The organism is Streptomyces albofaciens JCM 4342 (assembly GCF_008634025.1).
GTDB classification, from domain to species: Bacteria; Actinomycetota; Actinomycetes; order Streptomycetales; family Streptomycetaceae; genus Streptomyces; species Streptomyces albofaciens.
On sequence record NZ_PDCM01000002.1, the window covers coordinates 279897 to 296725 of the forward strand.

Consider the following 16829-nt stretch of genomic DNA (forward strand, 5'->3'; position numbering starts at 1 on the left):
GCATGTCACGGGGGGTGTGCCGCCCCGCGCGACACCGTCGGCAGTTCCGCTCCGCGACGCGCGGGAGGGCGCACCATGGCCGGTCCGGCACGGGCCGCTCCCCCTGGCGACAAGCCGACGAGCCCGTATGGGCCCCACCGGGCGGCGGCCGTACCACGGCCTCGTCCCGCCCCGCCCGCGCCGCCGGACCGACCGTCCTGAAGTCCGCGGGCCGCCGGACCTTCCCTGCTCCTCCGTCACCCCTTGGGAGAAGAGATGTCGGATCACAGTGCGCACACCATGTCACCGGTGCTGTCCCCGCGGGAGCGGGAGGTGCTGTCGTACATCGCGGACGGTCTGACGTACGACCAGACGGCCAGGCGGCTGGGCATCAGCGTCCACACGGTCAGCACGTATCTGCGCCGTATACGGGCCAAGCATCCGGCGCCGACGCTCGCCCACCTCGTACGGCTGGGCCTGGCGCAGCACCGCGGCTGAGCGCCGACGGCCGGGCGGGCATCCCGACACGGGGGTTGGCCGAGTTCCGCCCCTTCAATGGCCGGTATCCGGACAACCTCATTCATGGCCGATCACCGCCTGTCGGCGCGCCCCGGGCGCGAACCGTCGGTGGCACCGGGTTTCCCCCGGCCGCGGTGGGTACCCGCTGCCGGACGCTGAACCCGACCGAAGGGGCGCCTGTTGGCCACGTGTTGCGCGGCGCCGGTGCCGCAGGCCCGGCCTGCCCGTACCGGCGTCCCCCGAAGGGACCAGGCCCGGACGTGGCGTCCCGGTGGCGTGCCGGTCCCGTGGTGAACTGCGGGCACGGCGCCGGCGGCGCGGGACGCGCGCCCGGCCCGTCCGGCGGCGCGACCGTCGGGTGGCTGCGGTCCGGCCGCATCAGCGCCCACCGGCCGGTTCGACGGAAGGACGTGTGATGCGCCGAATCCGGGCGCGGGATCCACATGACGCGTTCGGGGCTCACGCCGTGGACGCCGATGTCGCGGGCGCTGTCGGGCGGACGCTCGACGAGGTGCTCGGCGAGCGGCTGGCGGACGCCACGGCGGCCGACGCCCTGTTCGCCCGCGATGTCGCCGAACGCGTCGCCCGTTTCACGCTGGGCGGCGGCAAGCGGCTGCGCGGGCAGTTCGTGTGGTGGGGGCTGCGGGTCGGCGGGGGCGGCGATGACGCGGCGGAGGCGGCACTGCGGCTGGCCGCCGCGCTGGAACTCCTCCAGACCTGCGCGCTCGTGCACGACGACGTGATGGACGGAGCCGAACTCCGCCGGGGCAGACCGGCTCTGCACGCCGAGGTGCGGGCGCAGTACGGGCGCCGCACCGGGAGCGGTGACGGCGGCCCGTCCGCCGCGGCGTTCGGCCGGTCCACGGCGATCCTGGCCGGCGACCTCGCGCTGGCCTGGGCCGACGACACCGTCCTGGACACCCGTGTCCCCGGCCACGCCCGGTCCGGGGTCCACGCGCTGTGGCGCGGCATGCGGACCGAGATGGTGGCCGGCCAGTACCTGGACCTGCACGCCCAGGTCACCGCGTCCCGCTCCCCCGCCCGGGCGCTGCACACCGCCCGCCTCAAAAGCGCCCGCTATTCGGTCGAACGGCCGCTGCTGCTGGGCGCCGCCCTGGCCGGCGCGGACGACCGGACCACCGGCGCCCTGCGTGCGGCGGGGCGCTGCGCGGGGCTCGCCTTCCAGCTGCACGACGACCTGCTGGGGGTGTTCGGCGACCCGGCGGAGACCGGCAAGCCGTCGGGGGACGACATCCGGGAGGGCAAGCTGACCTACCTCACCGCCGTCGCCCGCGCCCGCGCGGAAGCCGCCGGCGATCACACGGCGCTCGGCGTCCTCGACGCGGCGCTGGGCGCCCCGGACCTGACGGCCGCCGGCCTGGACCGCGTACGGGAGGTGCTGGTCTCGACCGGGGCCCGGGCCGCGCTGGAGGACAAGGTCGCGCTCCTCGCCGACCGGGGCACGGCCCATCTGGCGGACCTGCGCACCGCCGACCCGTCCGCCCTCCGCTCCCTGCACGGCCTGCTGCGCGCCACCTCGGGTGCCCGCACGGCGGCGCCGGTGGCGGCCCACGGACACGGAGGTGAGCGGTGAGGACCGTACCCGGACCCACCGACCACGTCGTCGTCATCGGCGCCGGCCTGTCCGGGCTGTCCGCCGCGCTGCACCTGCTCGGGGCCGGGCGGCGGGTGACCGTCGTGGAGCGCGACCCGCGGCCCGGCGGCCGGTGCGGCCTCCTGGAGCGCAACGGCTACCGGATCGACACCGGCCCGACCGTGCTGACCATGCCGGACCTGGTCGAGGAGGCGTTCGCGGCGGTCGGCGCCTCGATGGCCGGGCGGCTGGACCTCGTGCCCCTGCACCCCGCCTACCGCGCGCGGTTCGCCGACGGCAGCGCGCTGGACGTGCACACCGACGCGGCGGCCATGGAGGCCGAGATCGAGCGGTTCGCCGGGGCCCGGGAGGCGGCGGGCTACCGGCGGCTGCGCGCCTGGCTCGGCCGGCTGTACGCGGTCCAGATGCGGCGCTTCATCGACGCCAACTTCGACTCGCCGCTGCAACTGCTCCATCCCGACCTCGCCCGCCTCGCGGCGCTGGGCGGCTTCGGCCGCCTGGACGCCCGGATCGGGCGGTTCCTGACGGACGAGCGGGTGCGCCGCGTCTTCTCGTTCCAGTCCCTGTACGCGGGGGTGCCGCCGGCCCGCGCCCTCGCCGCGTACGCCGTCATCGCGTACATGGACACGGTGGCCGGGGTGTACTTCCCGCGCGGCGGGATGCACGCGCTGCCCCGGGCCATGGCCGGCGCCGCCGCCGAGGCGGGCGCGGAGTTCCGGTACGGACACCCGGTACGGGCTCTGGAACGTTCCGGCGGCCGGATCACCGCCGTCGTCACCGACGCCGGGCGCCTGCCGTGCGACGCGGTGGTGCTCACCGCCGACCTGCCCGAGGCGTACCGCCTGCTCGGGCGCCGGCCGCGCCGCCCGCTGCCGCTGCGCCGCTCCCCCTCGGCCGTCGTTCTGCACGCGGGCACACCCGGGACCTGGCCGGACCCGGGTCACCACACCCTCTCGTTCGGCGCCGCCTGGCACCGTACGTTCCACGAACTCACCCGGACCGGCGCCCTGATGAGCGACCCCTCGCTGCTGCTGACCCGGCCGACCGCCACCGACCCGTCGCTGGCCCCGCCGGGCCGCCATCTGCACTACGTCCTGGCGCCCTGCCCCAACACCGACGTCGGGCCCGGCGCGCACACCTGGCGCGACCTCGGCCCCCGCTACCGCACCGCGCTGCTCGCCGAACTCGAACGGCGCGGCTTCACCGGCCTGGACGCGGCGGCCGAGGAGGAATGCCTGGTCACCCCGGCCGACTGGAGCCGCCAGGGGCACGGCGCTGGCACCCCGTTCTCGGCCGCGCACACCTTCGCGCAGACCGGTCCGTTCCGGCCCCGCAACCTCGTACGGGGCACCGAGAACGCCGTACTGGCCGGGTGCGGTACGACGCCGGGCGTCGGGGTGCCGACCGTGCTGGTCTCGGGGAAGCTGGCCGCCGCCCGGGTGACCGGCGGCAGCGCCGCGCGGCGCGCCCGGGTGAGCGGCCCCGGCGCGCGCCGCCGCTCCCGTACGGCGGAGGCGGGACCGTGACCGCCCGGGAACTCGACGCCGCGGGCATCACCGAGCCCGCGCTGCGCGCCGCCTACGCCCACTGCCGCCGGCTCAACGCCCGCCACGGCAAGACGTACTTCCTGGCCACCCGGCTGCTGCCGGCCGCCCGGCGGCCCGCCGTGCACGCGCTGTACGGCTTCGCCCGCTGGGCCGACGACATCGTCGACAGCCTGGACGACGACGCCACCCCTAAGGAGCGTGCGGCGGCCCTGCACGCGCTGGAGGCGCAGCTGCACGCCGGTCTCGCGCAAGGCGGCGGCGACGAGCCGGTGGTACGGGCACTGGCGCACACCAGCGCCGCCTACGGCATCGACCCGGCGTACTTCACCGCCTTCATGGCCTCCATGCGCGCCGACCTGGAGGTGACCGACTACCCGACCTACGCGGACCTGCGCGGCTACATGTACGGCTCGGCCGAGGTGATCGGCCTCCAGATGCTGCCCGTCCTCGGCACGGTCACACCGCGCGAGGAGGCCGCGCCGCACGCCGCCGCGCTCGGTGCGGCCTTCCAGCTCACCAACTTCCTGCGGGACGTGGGCGAGGACCTGGACCGGGGCCGGATCTACCTGCCCGGCGACCTGCTGGCCGCGCACGGCGTGGACCGCGAACTGCTCCAGTGGAGCCGCCTGACCGGCAGCGAGGACGCGCGGATCACCGCCGCGCTGCGGGCCGCGGCCGACCTCACCCGTGGCGTCTACCGCCTGGCCGCGCCCGGCGTCGCCATGCTCGCCCCGGCGTCCCGGCCGTGCATCCGTACCGCGTTCATCCTCTACCGCGGCATCCTGGACGCCGTGGAGGCCGACGGCTACGCGGTCCTGCACCGCCGCGCCGTCGTGTCCCGCCCGGTCCGCGCGACCGTGGCCCTCGACGGGCTGGTACGGGTGACCGCGGCCCGTACCCGTGCCGGAACCGTCGCACCGGAAGGAAGCACCGTGGACGACGCCCCCCGCCCCGCCGGACGCGGCCGGTACCCGCTCAGCCTGCGGCGGCGGCCCGTGGCGTGGGAGCGCCAGCGGCCCACCTGGCGGGACGCCGCGCCGGGCGTGATCGCGGGCGCGCTCGAACGCGCCAAGGCCCGGCCGTCCGGCAACTGGTACGCCGTGGGCGCCTCCCGGCAGGTCGGCCGGGACCGCCCCCTGGGCCGGACCGTCGCCGGGACGGAGGTGGTGCTGTGGCGCGCGGCCGACGGGCGGCTGCGCGGCGGCCCGGGGGCCTGCCCGCACCTGGGGGCGCCGCTGAAGGACAGCCCGGTGCGGTGCGGCACACTCGTCTGCCACTGGCACGGACTCGCCCTGGACTGCGGCCCGTTCGCCGGGTGGGAGCCGTATCCGGTGTACGACGACGGGGTGCTGGTCTGGGTGCGCCTGGATCACGCGGGCGGCGAGGAGCCGCTGGACCGGCCACGCGTCCCGGAGCGCCCGCTCGCGGCCGCCGCCATCGCGGCCGTCCACACCGGTGTAGGGCGCTGCGAGCCGGACGACGTGGTCGCCAACCGGCTCGACCCGTGGCACGGCGCGTGGTTCCACCCGTACTCCTTCGTCGACCTGACCGTGGCGGACGGCCCGGCGGGGCCCTCGGACGCCTTCACCGTGGACGTGTCCTTCAAGGTCGCCGGGCGCCTGGTCGTGCCCGTGCGCGCGGAGTTCACCGCTCCCGGACCGCGCACCGTGGTCATGCGCATCACCGAGGGCGAGGGCGCGGGCAGCGTGGTGGAGACCCACGCCACCCCGCTCGGCACCGACGCGTCCGGCCGGCCGCGTACCGCCGTGGTCGAGGCGGTCGTCGCCACCAGCGACCGGCCGGGCTTCGCGGTGGCCCGCGCGGCGGCCCCGCTGCTGCGCCCTGTGATGCGGGCCACGGCGGGGCGGCTGTGGCGCGACGACATGGCGTATGCGGAGCGGCGGTGGGAGCTGCGGCGGGCGGGGAGGTTTCCGGGGTGAGCCGTGCGCGGCGCACACGCCGGTGACGTGCGAACGCCGGTCGTCACGCCCGTACGACCCCACGCGCCCCCCGAATCACTCGTCAGGGGCAACGGCAAGCAGGCGTTGACGCTGGCAGCATCGCTTCCGGACGCACCGCGCAGCCCGCCGGGCACCGCCTGTGTCCTTCGGTCGCGCGGTACTTCTTCGGGAAGGAGACGCATGCCATGCCGGAAATCCAGGAGCAGCACGAGACGGTCGAGTACGAGGCGCCGGAGCTGGCCGAGGTCGGCGACTTCACCGAGCTGACGCTCGGTTTCCACGGGCCTTTCTGGGACGTGTTCGGCGGACGCGGCCGTGGGTGGTGGTGATCCCGAAAGCCGCGCGACCGGGGCCCCGTCGCGGCGCGGCGGGGCCCGCGCCCGTCCGGCCGGGCGTCCGCCGGTCGGTCAGTCCCCCATCACCCGTGCCACCCCCCGCAGCACCGCCGACCGCCCCCGGTCCGGCACCGTCCACAACATCTGGCCGCGTACGCCCCACCGCTCCAGCAGCGCGTTCGCGGCGAGGAAGCCGGTGGTGGCCGCGCGTTCCATGAGGGCCACCGGAAGTTCCGTGCGCACGAGGTCGCCGGCCACCACCACCGCCGGGTCGGGCGTGCGGACGGTGGGGCGGTCCTGGTAGCCGCCCACCGGGAACAGCGGGCAGTCGGCGCGCCATTCATGCTGCGCGTCGACCACCTTCGCCTCGCGGGTCTCGGGGTAGACGTGCGCCAGCTGGTCCAGCAGCCGGTCCTGCTGGGCCCGCCGGTCGGTGTCCGTGCGCAGCGCGTACGCGTGCAGTTCGACCACCGAGCCGCCGGTGCGGGACGCCCACCGGGCCGCCTCCCCCTCCCAGCGCTCCAGCACGCTGACGTTGTCCAGCGCCCCGAAGCCGCTGGTGCCGAGGAAGCCCGGCCGGTCCCGGGCCACCGGCCGGTCGAGCCAGAGCCGCGAGACGAGGAACGGCGGCGCGGTCCGCAGCCGCCGCACCCGCTCGCGCCAGTCCCGGTCGCCCAGCCGGGGCGAGGCGGCGACCAGGCCGCGCAGTCCGGCGGTGTCGAGGGCGAGCACCACGGCGTCGTGGCGCGCCGCGCCGTGGGAGCCCAGTACGGTCACGCCGCCGTCCGGGCGGGGCTCGACCGTCTCCACCGCGCAGCCGGTGTGCACCGCGACGCCGTGACCGGTCAGGTAGCGGCCCAGCGGCTCCCACAGCGCCTGCGGGAACGGTTCATCGGGCACGTCGAACAGCAGCCCTTCGCTGGAGCCGAGGAAGTAGATGTGGAACATCGACGCCATCTCGGCGGCGGACAGTTCCCCGGGGTCGGCGAAGAAGCTGCGGGAGAACACCTCGAACGCCAGGTGGTGTGCTGCTTCGGGGAAGCGGATGCGGTCCAGGAAGTCGCGCGCGCTGACGCCGTCCAGGCGCTCGTAGACGCCGGGTGTCCGCACGTCGAGCAGGGGCAGCGCGGCCCGCGGGTTCATCCGGGCCATCTCGCGCGGGGTGAAGGTCGGGCTGAGCAGGGCGAAGCCGAGCGCGCTCCACGGCGGGGTGCGGGGCACCCGCGCGAAGCTGTCGCGCAGGCCGCTGCTGTGGCGCAGCGGGTAGTCGGGCAGCCCGGTGAGCATGCCCAGCGCCGGGTCGGCCCGGCGCAACAGGCCCCGCAGGTTGTAGTACTGGCGGAAGAAGGCGTGGAACCCCCGCGTCATGGTGGCCCGGAAGCCGTCGGCGAGCTGGACCTGGCGGCCGGAGAGCCGGCCGCCGAGGCCCGCCTCCCGCTCGTACAGCGTGACCCGTACGCCCCGTTCGGCGAGCGCGGTGGCCGCGGCGAGCCCGGCGATGCCGCCCCCGATCACCGCCGTGTGCGGCGCCTCGCCGCCGATCCGGGCCCGGCCCGGCGGGGGCGGGACGACGCGGGCCCGCCGGTCCCGGCCCCGGCGCGGTACGGCGGGGCGGGCGGGGCGGCGGGAGCGCCCGGCGGCGGTCGGTGCGGCGTCAGACGGCGGGGTCGTCATCGGGCGGTCTCTTCCTGTCGGGGTCGGGCGTGAGGTACGAGTGGGCGTACGGGCGTGTTACGCACGGGCCGGGCGCACGGACGGGCGGCGGCGCAGCCGGGGCAGTTCCGCCACGGTGCGCAGCATGGGCAGTACGGGAGTGTGCAGGCCGATGGACAGGTCCTCGCGCAGGCGGGTGCCGCCGTCCAGGAAGCGCAGCAGCCGTTCCATCGGCACACCGCGGAACAGCCCGGTGAAGAAGTCGGCGCCGTCGACGCGGCCGCTGTCCAGGGCCCGCAGCAGGACGGCGTCCATCAGCCGCGACCGGGCGGAGTGCGGGGGCGGCGGGACCGGGGTGCGGCCTTGGTGGAAGGCGGCGGCGATGGCCCGGGTCTGGCGCTGGACGGCGGCGAAGGTGTAGCCGGTGGACGGCCGGGTGGCGCCTCCGGCGGCGCCGATGCGGAAGACGCGGGGCCCGGCGGCGCGCGGGAAGCGCGCGTCGGTCATCGGGATGACGCCCTGCTCGGAGGCGGTGACGCGGTACGGGCCCAGCGCGCGGACGTCTGCCAGGTAGTGGCGCAGGGCGCGGTGGTAGGCGGCCTCGTCGAGCGGGGCGGCGGAGAACTCGGTGTACTCGGCCAGCGCTTCGTACGGGCTGAGCGGGAGGACGTAACCGAACGACAGGCCGTGGTCCGGCTGCGGGGTGCGGAAGTCCATCAGGTCGGCGGTCGCCGGGTCGAACTCGGGCCGTTCGGTGCGGATGAACCAGCCGTGGAAGTGCTGGAGGAGGGTGGTGCGGGCGGGCGGCAGGGCGGGCAGCGGCCGGGAGTCGAAGACCCAGCGGGCGCGCAGCCGCAGCGGGCCGCCTTCCGGTGTCGTACCGCGGACCTCGGCGCCGCCCGGCAGCGCGCGCACGTCCTCGACCACGGCCGTCAGCCGGTGTGCGGCCGGAGCGGCGGCCAGCCGCGCGCCCATCAGCCGTTCGAACGCGCCGGAGCGCATCATCTTGTACCGGAGCGGTCCGGGGCGCCCCGTCACCGGGGCACCGTCGGCGCCGTGCACGCGCAGCCGGTCCCAGGAGGCCGCCAGGACGCCGTCGTACTCGCCGCCGGGCGCTTCCCAGTAGCACCAGGTGCGCTCGGGGGGACGCAGGGGGCCGGGCGGTGCGTCCACGACGGTCACCCGGGGGCGGCGGGCCCCGGGCGGCGGGGCGCAGAGCCGGTGGGCGAGGGACAGGCCCGCGGCGCCGCCGCCCACGACGGCCACCTCCGTGTCGTACACGCCGACTCCCTCCCGTCCCGCCGGACACCGTGTCGGTGCCCGCGCCGCGCCGACGGGCACACCGGGTGTCCGGGTGCCCGCCCGGACGGTTTCTACCGGGGGAAACGCCGCCACGGCCACTACCACGCCGGTCACCGGGCGAAGCCGCCCGATCGGAAGTCCGGCAGGTGCGGGGGCGGGCGCCGGCCGTGGAACGGAGAAAGCCCCGGCCAGACGGGGGGAGCTGGCCGGGGCAGTCGGGGCACGGGCGGGACGCCGGTCACCTGGACGGCGCGGGTCCGTCGAGCCCGTGATCAATTGAACGATAAACCACCGAACGCCATTCCGCCAAACCGGACGGATGTGACGCATATCGCGCAACACCGACCGGCCCCGACGCGCGCGCTCCGGCGCCCGCGGTCCGCGTACCTCAGCGCCCCCGGTGCCGGGCCTTCGCCTTCGCGCGCGCCCGCGACCTGCGCCGCTCGTCCTCCGCCGCCCGCCGCCGCTTGGCCGCGGCCCGGTTCTCGGTCTTCGCCTGCGCGAAGCTCCGGGCGAGCGCTTCCTGCGCGGCGGTACTCACCGGCCGGGCCGCCTGCTCCCGGGCGGCGGCGCGGGCCAGCCGCTTCGGGTTCGGGCGGTACGGGCGCGCGGCTGCCGTCGCCTGCACGGCGGGCGCGGCGAGCGCCCGCGCGATCAGGGCGTCCGCCCCGCGGAGCGCGAAGGCCAGCAGCTCGGGGCCGGTCGGTTCGGCGCCGAAGACATGACGGGCGGCCCGTACGCCGTCCGGCCCGGCGATCTCCAGAACGCCGACCCAGTAGGGGTCCTCGAAGAACACGGTGAACGTGCTCGGCATGGCGTTGTCCTCCCATGGTGGTGCGTGAGAGGACGAACCGGACACCCTGGGAGGGAGGTTACTGACCCGCCTCCCCCACGAGGGGCGACGGGCGCCCGGACTACCGACCGGGCCGTGTTTTCGTTCGTCCTGTGCTTGATCCGGCCACCGATTGTCCGGGGGCCCGCCTCACCGGGCAACCGGTTTTCGGGTGGCCGCAGCCGTACGGCCGCCGCGCGGCAGGTACTGCCCGCCGCGCGGCGGCCGTCAGGGGATCAGGGGGTCAGGCGATCCGGGGGCGGGCGCTCAGGAGGCCGGGGCCGGCTGGGCCGCGATGCCGTTGCGCCACAGGGCGTCCACCCGGGCGCGCTCCTGCGCGTTCGGGTTGGCGTTCTGGCAGGAGGGGCCGGGGCCGCCACCCGACATCAGCTCGCTGCAGGGGCCCGAGTAGTGGTCGGGCAGGCCGAGGACGTGGCCCGTCTCGTGGGCCGTCACACGGGTGGAGTTGTACTGCTGGTTCTGCCGGTAGTCGAGGAAGATGTAGCCCCGCCCGTGGCCGTCGGTGCTCGCGTAGGAGCCGCGGGAGTCGTTGCCCTCGTAGTACCGGAAGTCGGCGTTGGAGCCTTCCTGGAGCTTCACGTTGCGCACGGAGCTGTTCCAGATCTGCGTGCTGCGCGCTATCTGGCTGCGGAAGGTGGGCGCGCTGGAGGCGTTGTACGTGACGGTGACCGCCAGGACGCCGGGGTTGGCGGCGCGCTTGGCGGCGGCCGACTTCATGACGGCCTGGAAGAACGCCTTGTTGGCCTTGGCCTCCTCGGCGGAGCCGGCGTACTTGGCTATGGAGGCCGGGGTGGAGACGCTCGTGCCGGAGGGGGCGGCGGGAGCGGAGGCGGCGGTGGCGGGGACGGTACCGAGGGAGGCGGCCAGACCGAGGCCGAGCACGGTGGTGACAACCGTACGCATGGGTCTCATGGGGGAACCTCTTCATCCGTGGGAGGGATTTGGTACCGGGATTGTGAAGGAATCAAGGTCCCCATGGATGACAGCTATTGGCGATAGTGCCGTGACATCGCCCCCTCCCGCCCGACCGTTCGGCAGGTCTCAACGGCCGTGTGACGGCGCAGTGTTGTGGGTGCGGAAGGCGTCGTTCACCTCCGCGGCACGGGAATGTGGCACGTGCCCGCGTCATCATCGCCCCCGTCGAATGACGTAGGCGGCCTACGCTCAGCACTGATGTGGCCGCCGATGCGCAGGGGAACCGGCGCCCGTCAGCGCGGCAGCGGCCGGGCGCGGTTGAGGTTGAGCAGCGGCGCCAGCAGATCGCCGTCGCGTTCGCGGCGCGCGGCGACCTCGTCGAACAGGAACGTGAGCTGCTCCGGGTCCGTACAGCCTTCGATCTCGTCCCAGGTCACGGGCGCGGAGACGGTGGGCAGCGCGCGGGCGCGCACCGTGTAGGGCGCGGCGGTGGTCTTCGACGCCGAGTTCTGCGAGAAGTCGATGAAGACCTTCCCCGGCCGCAGCGCCTTGGTCATCCGGTGCACGACGTGGCCGGGCAGGGCCCGCTCGGCCTCGACGGCGACGCTCTTCGCGTACGCGGTGACGTCCTCCGAGGGCGTCGGCTCGATCGGCACCAGAAGGTGCAGGCCCTTGGAGCCGCTGGTCTTGGCGTACACGTTCAGGCCGTCGGCCAGCAGGCGCTCGCGCAGCCACCGGGCCACCCCGCAGCACTCCACGATGGTGGCTGGCTCGCCGGGGTCGAGGTCGAGGACCAGGCGGTCGGCGACGCGCGGCGCGTCGGCGGTCCACTGCGGGGTGTGCAGCTCCACGACGAGGTTCGCGGCCCACATCAGGGTCGGCACGTCGCGCACCAGCACCTGCCGGCGGTTCTTGGCCGTGCTGCCCGGTACGTCGCAGGTCTTCACCCATGCGGGCGTCCCGGGCGGCACGTTCTTGGTGAAGAACGTCTCGCCGTCGGGTCCGTCGGGATACCGCAGGAAGGAGACGGGCCGGTCGTGGATGTGGGCGAGCAGCGCGCCGGCGGTGGTGGCGTAGTAGTGCAGCAGCTCGCCCTTGGTGGTGCCGGTCCGCGGATACAGGACCTTGTCCAGGTTGGTGAGCGGCAGCCGCCGCCCCTCCACGACGGTGATTGGCGACATACCATGACAATCCCATACAGAACCCATGCAAGGGGATGAGACATGCGATCGGTGTGGAACGGGTCGATCTCCTTCGGGCTGGTCAGCATCCCCGTGAAGACCTACAGCGCGACCGAGCGCACCGCCTCGGTCTCGTTCGTCCGCATCCACGCCAAGGACGGCGGCCGGATCCACTACCGCAAGGTCTGCGAGCTGGACGGGGAGGAGGTCCCCACCGAGGAGGTCGGCAAGGGCTACCAGGCCGCGGACGACACGATCGTGCCGATCACCGACGAGGACCTGGCCAAGCTGCCGCTGCCGACGACCAAGACGCTGACCATCCTGGCCTTCGTCGGCGCGGACGAGATCGACCCGCTCCAGCTGGACAAGTCCTACTTCCTGGGGCCCAACGGCGTCGCCGCCACCAAGCCGTACGCCCTGCTGCGGGACGCCCTGGAGCACCAGGAGAAGGTCGCGATCGGCAAGGTGGCCATGCACGGGCGGGAGACGCTCGCCATGCTGCGGGCGCACGACGGGGCGATCGCCATGCACACGCTGCTGTGGCCGGACCAGATCCGCTCGGCGAACGCCGTCGCGCCCAGCGAGAAGGTGGAGATCCGGGAGAACGAGCTGACCCTCGCCGAGACCCTGATGGACTCGCTCGGCGACCTGGACGAGTCGGAGCTGCACGACGACTACCGGGAGGCCGTCGAGGAACTGGTCACCGCGAAGCTGGAGGGCGGCGAGCCGGCCGCGCCCAGGGCCGCCCCGCGCGGCGGCAAGGTCATCGATCTCATGGCCGCGCTGGAGAACAGCGTGCGGGCGGCGCGGGAGTCGCGCGGGGAGGGCGGCGGGGCCGCCGGGGAGGACGCGGACGAGGCGGACCAGGCCTCGGTCACGCCGATCGGGAGCCGCAAGACGGCGAAGAAGGCCGCGGCGAAGACGGCGTCCGGCGGCGGCGCCAAGAAGGCGGCGGCCCGCAAGACGTCCGGGTCGGCCGCCAAGAAGTCCGCCTCCGGCAAGACGGCCGCCTCCGGCGGGAAGAAGACGGCGGCGGGCGGGGGCTCGGGCGGGAAGAAGACCGCGGCGAAGTCCTCGGCGGCCAAGTCCACCGCCAAGAAGAGCGCCGCCAAGAAGACCGGCAGGCGGGCGTCGGCCTGAGCGGCGCGGTGCGGACGGGCCCGGAGCGGGGCCCGGCAGGCTTAGAGTCGGTGCATGGCTTCAGACGAGACGACCGTACGCGTCGACAGCTGGATCTGGTCCGTCCGGCTGACCAAGACGCGTTCGATGGCCGCGACGGCCTGTCGCGGCGGGCATGTACGGGTCAATGGCGAGCGGGTGAAGGCCGCCCACGGGGTGCGGCCGGGCGACGAGGTACGGCTGCGGCACGCCGGGCGCGAGCGCATCGTCGTGGTCTCGCGCCTCGTCAGCAAGCGGGTCGGCGCCGCGGTCGCCGCCGAGTGCTTCGTCGACAACAGTCCCCCGCCGCCGCCCCGCGAGGTGATCGCCGCGGTCGGACAGCGCGACCGGGGAACCGGCCGGCCCACCAAGCGCGACCGCCGCGAGATGGAGCAGTTGCGGGGCCGCTGAGAGCCCGGCGGGCGTTCCCGTACGGGCGGGCCGGCGGCCGTACGGGAACGCCCGCCGCCCGTGCGGGCCGCCACCCGTACGGCCGCCCCGCCGCTCACAGCTCGCTCAAGTACACCCACGCCCCCTCGTCCCGTACGAAGCGGCTGTTCTCCTCCTGCACGCCGGGCTCGCCGCGCAGCGTGTAGTGCGCGCGGAACTCCACGGTGCCCTCGCTGTGGAACGCGCTCCCGCCCGTCGTACCGACGATCTCCAGGCGCGTCCACCGCTGCCCGGGCTCGAAATCCACGCCCGCCGGGCGCGTCGCGGGGTGCCAGGTGCGCAGCAGGTACGGGGCGTCACCGGCCGCGAAGGCGCTGTAGCGCGAACGCATCAGCCGCTCGGCCGTGGGCGCGGCGGCCTCGCCCCGGTGGAAGCGGGCACAGCACTCCCCGTAGGTCGCTGCCAGGCCGCAGGGGCAGGGGGAGGCGGGGTCGATCGCCGGTCGCCGGCGTGCGTGGTTCTTGGACACCTCTCGATTGTGACCGCTTCGGGTGCGCGGCCGGGCGGCGGGGGCCGGGGCTGCGAACCGGGCGATCAGCCGGTGGCGCCGCGCAGCCAGCCGTCGACCGTGGCCGTCACGGCGCGGGCGAAGCGGTCGATGCCCGGCGAGCGTACGGGGCACGGGCGGGGCGTGGTGGTGGTCGGTGCCAGGCAGAAGTGCAGGGCGTCGTCGGTGCGGTGCAGGTCGGTGGTGCCGCCGCCGGGGGCCGGGTGGGTGCAGTACGCGGGGTGGGCGCGTTCGTAGGCGTCGCAGGGCAGTTGGCGGGTCCAGCGGTAGCGGTCGCCGGCGGGGCCGAGCGTGCGGCCCGCGTCCGCGTAGAGGTCACCGTCCGCGGCGGCCCGCGCGGCGTACAGGGCGTTGATCCGGCGCACGCGGTCCGGGTGGAAGGCGTCGGGTGCCTGGGAGACCCAGACGATCTTCGGCCGGGTGAGGCCGGCGTCCCGTGCCGCCGCGGCGATCTCCCCGGTCAGCGCCCGCGCATCGGCCGCGTACCGCTCGTAGTAGCCCGCCGAACCGTAGGTGGCACCGGCCATGCACGGCGTGTAGCCCCAGGCGTTTCCCCAGAACTGGAGGATCACGACGCGCGGCCGCACGGTCCGCACCAGCGTCGCCGCCTTGTCCCGGGCCGGGACGAGCGACTTCCCGCGCCGGGCCGTGAGGTAGTCGCACAGCGTCGTGCCGGAGTGCGGGGCGGCGTGCAGCTTCGCGCGTCCGGTCGCGGCGAGCCGTTCGGCCAGGACGTCCTGGTTCTCCATGGCCAGGGAATCGCCGAGGTACAGCACGGGGACGGCCGGGCCCGTCGGTTTGCGGCCGGGGTCGGCAGCGGTGGCGGTGGGGTCCGGCGGCGGTACGGACGTACCGTCGCCGGGTGCCGGTGCGGTCGACGCCGGGGGCGGGGCGTTCTCGGGACCGGACGGTGCGTCCGTGGGGTCGGAGGCGAGGACGACGCCCCAGCCGAAGGCCCCGACCAGGGCCAGGACCAGCACGGCCAGCAGGGGTACCACCCAGCGCTGGATCATCGGACCGCCCCTGGTCGCGTCGCGCGGACGGCCGGTGGCTCATGTCAGGTGCACTACACACCGGCACGGGCAGACCAGGGAAGCACACCGGGACCCGGGTGAGAAGACCACCGGAGGACGACCGCCCCGCTACTCGGCAGGCGCGGGCGGCAGGTTTCCGTGCCGTCGGCCGTCCGGCGCCGGGGTCCTGCCGCAGAACTCCGCTTCGATCGCGTTGAAGTAGAGGGCCCCGTCCGCCGACCGGTCGCCGTTCATGTTGAAGGTGAGCCGGTGGCCGCCGTCCCGCGCGGCGACCGTGGCCGACACCGGCCCGTTGTGCGGCCGGTCTTGCCCACCACCGGCACACCGCAGGACAGGGTGGTGGCCTCCACGCCGAGCCCGAAGGCGAACCCGTCGCCCGTCGGCACCACGTCGAGCAGCTCCCTCGTCTGCGCACGGGCAGCAACTCGCCGCGCAGCAGCGCACGTTGGAAGGTGTTGAGGTCCCCGAGGGTGGAGATCATGCCGCCGGCCGCGCCCGGCGCGGCGGCCGGCGGATGCTTCAGCGCGATGGCGCACAGCGCTTCGGGCGTGCGGTTGTCGTAGCGGTGCTCCGGGAAGCCGCGGCCGGAGGAGTTGGTCTGGAGTTCGCGGTTCCCGGGCGGTGTCTCCGGCGTCTTGAGGGAGCCGGGCGCGTCTCTGTGGCACGCAGGACGCCGGGGCCCGGATCGGGATTGAGGCGCTGGTGGGAAGGGCGCCGCCGTGCGGTGGCGCGGGACCGGCCCCATGATGGAAGCAGCGGAGGCACTGCCGGCCCGGTGGTCCCTCCGGACCCGAGCGATCTTTCGGGAGGCGCCATGGGCAAGGACAGCACTCCGGATTCCGACGCGACCCCCGCCGCGCGGCAGCGGGAGTTCTACACGGGCGGCGAGCGCCCGTTCGACCCGGAGGACCTGGTCATGGCCAGGGGACTCGAACCGACGCCGGAACGGGTCGAGGAGGCCCGCAGGCTCATCGAGGAAAAGGGGGCGGCGGCCATCGAGCGGTACCTGCCGTAGCCCGCACGGCGGTGGGCGGCCCCGGCGGCTCAGTCGCGGTGCGCCAGGGCCGCGATGCGCTTGCGGTAGGCGGCGCTGTCCGCCTCGCTCAGCGGCAGCCGGCCGTCGCCCGCGAGGTGCGACGGGAGGTAGGTGGCCTGCTTGACCGCCTGGTGGAGCGGGCCCGGCAGGTTCAGGAGGAACTGGCCCCGCTCGGCGGTCTCGATGACCATCCAGGAGTCGGAGCCCCGGTCGTCCGGGGAGGTCGGCTCGATCGTGCTCACCGCCGTCACGGTGAGGGTGGGCGGCACGTCGGTGGTGGTGGGGTCGGCGGCGGTTCCGGTCCGGCTGTCGTGCTGCGTACTCATGTTCCCTCCCTAACAACCGGGCGCGGGTCGGGGCCAGCCGTCCCGCCGAGTCGTGTCTCACAGTGGCCGGGGGAATGCGGGCCGGGACCGCGGAAGGAAAGGTGGGCGACGGAGATGGGCCGCAGAAGAGACTTGGCCAAAGTGACCCGTCCGGTGCGCGCCGCGGGGCCCGGATCACCGATCATGGCCGGCATGAGCGAGGAGACTCACACCACGGGGCCGGTGCCGGACGCGGCACGGCGTACGCATGACCGGGAGCGACGGCGGGCGCGGCTGGTGCTCGCCGGGCGCGCGGAGAGCGCGGAGGATTTGGCGATGCTGATCGACGCCCTGGGGCTCGATCCCCGGGAGGACCAGGAGACGCCGCCCGGCCGGAGCGGCTGAGCGCTCGCGGCGAGCGGCGTCGTCGGGAAAAAGCCGGGCCCGCACGAAACCAGCCGGGGCCGGCACGGGAACC

General features: G+C 75.1%; 18 protein-coding genes and 1 pseudogene. 10 read left to right on the top strand and 9 right to left on the bottom strand.

Annotation, left to right across the window (positions count from 1 at the left end; translation table 11 throughout):
- Positions 1 to 255 precede the first annotated feature (255 nt).
- From CP973_RS22195 to CP973_RS22220, 6 genes and pseudogenes are all read left to right on the top strand, one after another.
- Positions 256 to 477: a helix-turn-helix domain-containing protein gene (locus CP973_RS22195; protein WP_003980256.1), complete on the top strand. Its 222-nt coding sequence runs from the start codon at positions 256 to 258 to the stop codon at positions 475 to 477.
- A 436-nt stretch (positions 478 to 913) separates the two neighbouring features.
- Positions 914 to 2092 carry a polyprenyl synthetase family protein gene (locus CP973_RS22200; protein ID WP_150244219.1) on the top strand — a complete coding sequence of 393 codons (1179 nt, stop codon included), beginning with the start codon at positions 914 to 916 and terminating at the stop codon, positions 2090 to 2092.
- Positions 2089 to 3639 carry a phytoene desaturase family protein gene (gene crtI, locus CP973_RS22205; RefSeq protein WP_150244221.1) on the top strand — a complete coding sequence of 517 codons (1551 nt, stop codon included), beginning with the start codon at positions 2089 to 2091 and terminating at the stop codon, positions 3637 to 3639. Before CP973_RS22200 ends, crtI begins: the two co-directional genes overlap by 4 nt.
- Positions 3636 to 4622 (top strand): annotated as a pseudogene (locus CP973_RS22210) (phytoene/squalene synthase family protein); the annotation flags it as partial. The gene crtI and the pseudogene CP973_RS22210, both read left to right, overlap by 4 nt.
- An 18-nt stretch (positions 4623 to 4640) precedes the next feature.
- Entirely contained in the window at positions 4641 to 5600 is a 960-nt protein-coding gene (locus CP973_RS22215) for a DUF5914 domain-containing Rieske (2Fe-2S) protein (RefSeq protein WP_425282068.1), read from the top strand.
- Positions 5601 to 5806: 206 nt separating this feature from the next.
- The gene (locus CP973_RS22220) at positions 5807 to 5950 is read left to right on the top strand and encodes a lasso RiPP family leader peptide-containing protein (protein WP_150244223.1); all 144 of its coding nucleotides are present in this window, start codon (positions 5807 to 5809) and stop codon (positions 5948 to 5950) included.
- 78 nt (positions 5951 to 6028) lie between these two features.
- Here the strand turns inward: CP973_RS22220 and CP973_RS22225 are convergent, their stop codons facing one another.
- From CP973_RS22225 to ligD, 5 genes are all read right to left on the bottom strand, one after another.
- Positions 6029 to 7630, bottom strand: coding sequence for an FAD-dependent oxidoreductase (locus tag CP973_RS22225; protein WP_150244225.1), 1602 nt, complete (start codon positions 7628 to 7630; stop codon positions 6029 to 6031).
- A gap of 57 nt (positions 7631 to 7687) precedes the next feature.
- Entirely contained in the window at positions 7688 to 8890 is a 1203-nt protein-coding gene (locus CP973_RS22230; protein WP_150244227.1) for a lycopene cyclase family protein, read from the bottom strand.
- Between the two features lie 409 nt (positions 8891 to 9299).
- Entirely contained in the window at positions 9300 to 9725 is a 426-nt protein-coding gene (locus tag CP973_RS22235; RefSeq protein ID WP_150244229.1) for a YjdF family protein, read from the bottom strand.
- Between the two features lie 285 nt (positions 9726 to 10010).
- Positions 10011 to 10676 carry a snapalysin gene (snpA, locus tag CP973_RS22240; RefSeq protein ID WP_150244231.1) on the bottom strand — a complete coding sequence of 222 codons (666 nt, stop codon included), beginning with the start codon at positions 10674 to 10676 and terminating at the stop codon, positions 10011 to 10013.
- A gap of 296 nt (positions 10677 to 10972) precedes the next feature.
- The gene (ligD, locus tag CP973_RS22245; protein ID WP_150244233.1) at positions 10973 to 11860 is read right to left on the bottom strand and encodes a non-homologous end-joining DNA ligase; all 888 of its coding nucleotides are present in this window, start codon (positions 11858 to 11860) and stop codon (positions 10973 to 10975) included.
- A gap of 42 nt (positions 11861 to 11902) precedes the next feature.
- On the opposite strand from ligD, the gene ku reads away from it, so the two are divergent.
- A complete protein-coding gene (ku, locus tag CP973_RS22250) occupies positions 11903 to 13000 on the top strand; it encodes a non-homologous end joining protein Ku (protein ID WP_150244235.1) in 1098 nt (365 codons plus the stop codon).
- A gap of 54 nt (positions 13001 to 13054) precedes the next feature.
- Positions 13055 to 13429 (top strand): RNA-binding S4 domain-containing protein, encoded by a 375-nt coding sequence (locus tag CP973_RS22255; RefSeq protein ID WP_150244236.1) that lies wholly within the window; start codon positions 13055 to 13057, stop codon positions 13427 to 13429.
- Between the two features lie 94 nt (positions 13430 to 13523).
- Here CP973_RS22255 and CP973_RS22260 read toward each other — a convergent pair whose 3' ends face one another.
- The 3 genes from CP973_RS22260 to CP973_RS41635 all read right to left on the bottom strand — a co-directional run bounded on the left by CP973_RS22260 (position 13524) and on the right by CP973_RS41635 (position 15295).
- Positions 13524 to 13937 carry a YchJ family protein gene (locus tag CP973_RS22260; protein ID WP_150244237.1) on the bottom strand — a complete coding sequence of 138 codons (414 nt, stop codon included), beginning with the start codon at positions 13935 to 13937 and terminating at the stop codon, positions 13524 to 13526.
- Positions 13938 to 14002: 65 nt separating this feature from the next.
- Positions 14003 to 14989 carry an SGNH/GDSL hydrolase family protein gene (locus tag CP973_RS22265; protein ID WP_150244238.1) on the bottom strand — a complete coding sequence of 329 codons (987 nt, stop codon included), beginning with the start codon at positions 14987 to 14989 and terminating at the stop codon, positions 14003 to 14005.
- 129 nt (positions 14990 to 15118) lie between these two features.
- Complete coding sequence (locus CP973_RS41635) at positions 15119 to 15295, bottom strand: hypothetical protein (RefSeq protein WP_208853281.1); 177 nt, start codon at positions 15293 to 15295, stop codon at positions 15119 to 15121.
- Between the two features lie 529 nt (positions 15296 to 15824).
- On the opposite strand from CP973_RS41635, the gene CP973_RS22275 reads away from it, so the two are divergent.
- Complete coding sequence (locus CP973_RS22275; RefSeq protein WP_150244239.1) at positions 15825 to 16025, top strand: hypothetical protein; 201 nt, start codon at positions 15825 to 15827, stop codon at positions 16023 to 16025.
- 29 nt (positions 16026 to 16054) lie between these two features.
- Here the strand turns inward: CP973_RS22275 and CP973_RS22280 are convergent, their stop codons facing one another.
- Positions 16055 to 16372 carry a hypothetical protein gene (locus CP973_RS22280; RefSeq protein WP_150244240.1) on the bottom strand — a complete coding sequence of 106 codons (318 nt, stop codon included), beginning with the start codon at positions 16370 to 16372 and terminating at the stop codon, positions 16055 to 16057.
- Positions 16373 to 16564: 192 nt separating this feature from the next.
- Here CP973_RS22280 and CP973_RS22285 point away from each other — a divergent pair, with 192 nt between their 5' ends.
- Positions 16565 to 16756: a hypothetical protein gene (locus CP973_RS22285; RefSeq protein ID WP_150244241.1), complete on the top strand. Its 192-nt coding sequence runs from the start codon at positions 16565 to 16567 to the stop codon at positions 16754 to 16756.
- Positions 16757 to 16829 lie beyond the last annotated feature (73 nt).

Coding starts and splice junctions, on each gene's coding strand:
- CP973_RS22195 (WP_003980256.1), top strand. CDS start 256: ATGTCGGATCACAGTGCGCACACCATGTCACCGGTGCTGTCCCCGCGG.
- CP973_RS22200 (WP_150244219.1), top strand. CDS start 914: ATGCGCCGAATCCGGGCGCGGGATCCACATGACGCGTTCGGGGCTCAC.
- CP973_RS22220 (WP_150244223.1), top strand. CDS start 5,807: ATGCCGGAAATCCAGGAGCAGCACGAGACGGTCGAGTACGAGGCGCCG.
- CP973_RS22225 (WP_150244225.1), bottom strand. CDS start 7,630: ATGACGACCCCGCCGTCTGACGCCGCACCGACCGCCGCCGGGCGCTCC.
- CP973_RS22235 (WP_150244229.1), bottom strand. CDS start 9,725: ATGCCGAGCACGTTCACCGTGTTCTTCGAGGACCCCTACTGGGTCGGC.
- snpA (WP_150244231.1), bottom strand. CDS start 10,676: ATGAGACCCATGCGTACGGTTGTCACCACCGTGCTCGGCCTCGGTCTG.
- ligD (WP_150244233.1), bottom strand. CDS start 11,860: ATGTCGCCAATCACCGTCGTGGAGGGGCGGCGGCTGCCGCTCACCAAC.
- ku (WP_150244235.1), top strand. CDS start 11,903: ATGCGATCGGTGTGGAACGGGTCGATCTCCTTCGGGCTGGTCAGCATC.
- CP973_RS22255 (WP_150244236.1), top strand. CDS start 13,055: ATGGCTTCAGACGAGACGACCGTACGCGTCGACAGCTGGATCTGGTCC.
- CP973_RS22265 (WP_150244238.1), bottom strand. CDS start 14,989: ATGATCCAGCGCTGGGTGGTACCCCTGCTGGCCGTGCTGGTCCTGGCC.
- CP973_RS22275 (WP_150244239.1), top strand. CDS start 15,825: ATGGGCAAGGACAGCACTCCGGATTCCGACGCGACCCCCGCCGCGCGG.
- CP973_RS22280 (WP_150244240.1), bottom strand. CDS start 16,372: ATGAGTACGCAGCACGACAGCCGGACCGGAACCGCCGCCGACCCCACC.
- CP973_RS22285 (WP_150244241.1), top strand. CDS start 16,565: ATGAGCGAGGAGACTCACACCACGGGGCCGGTGCCGGACGCGGCACGG.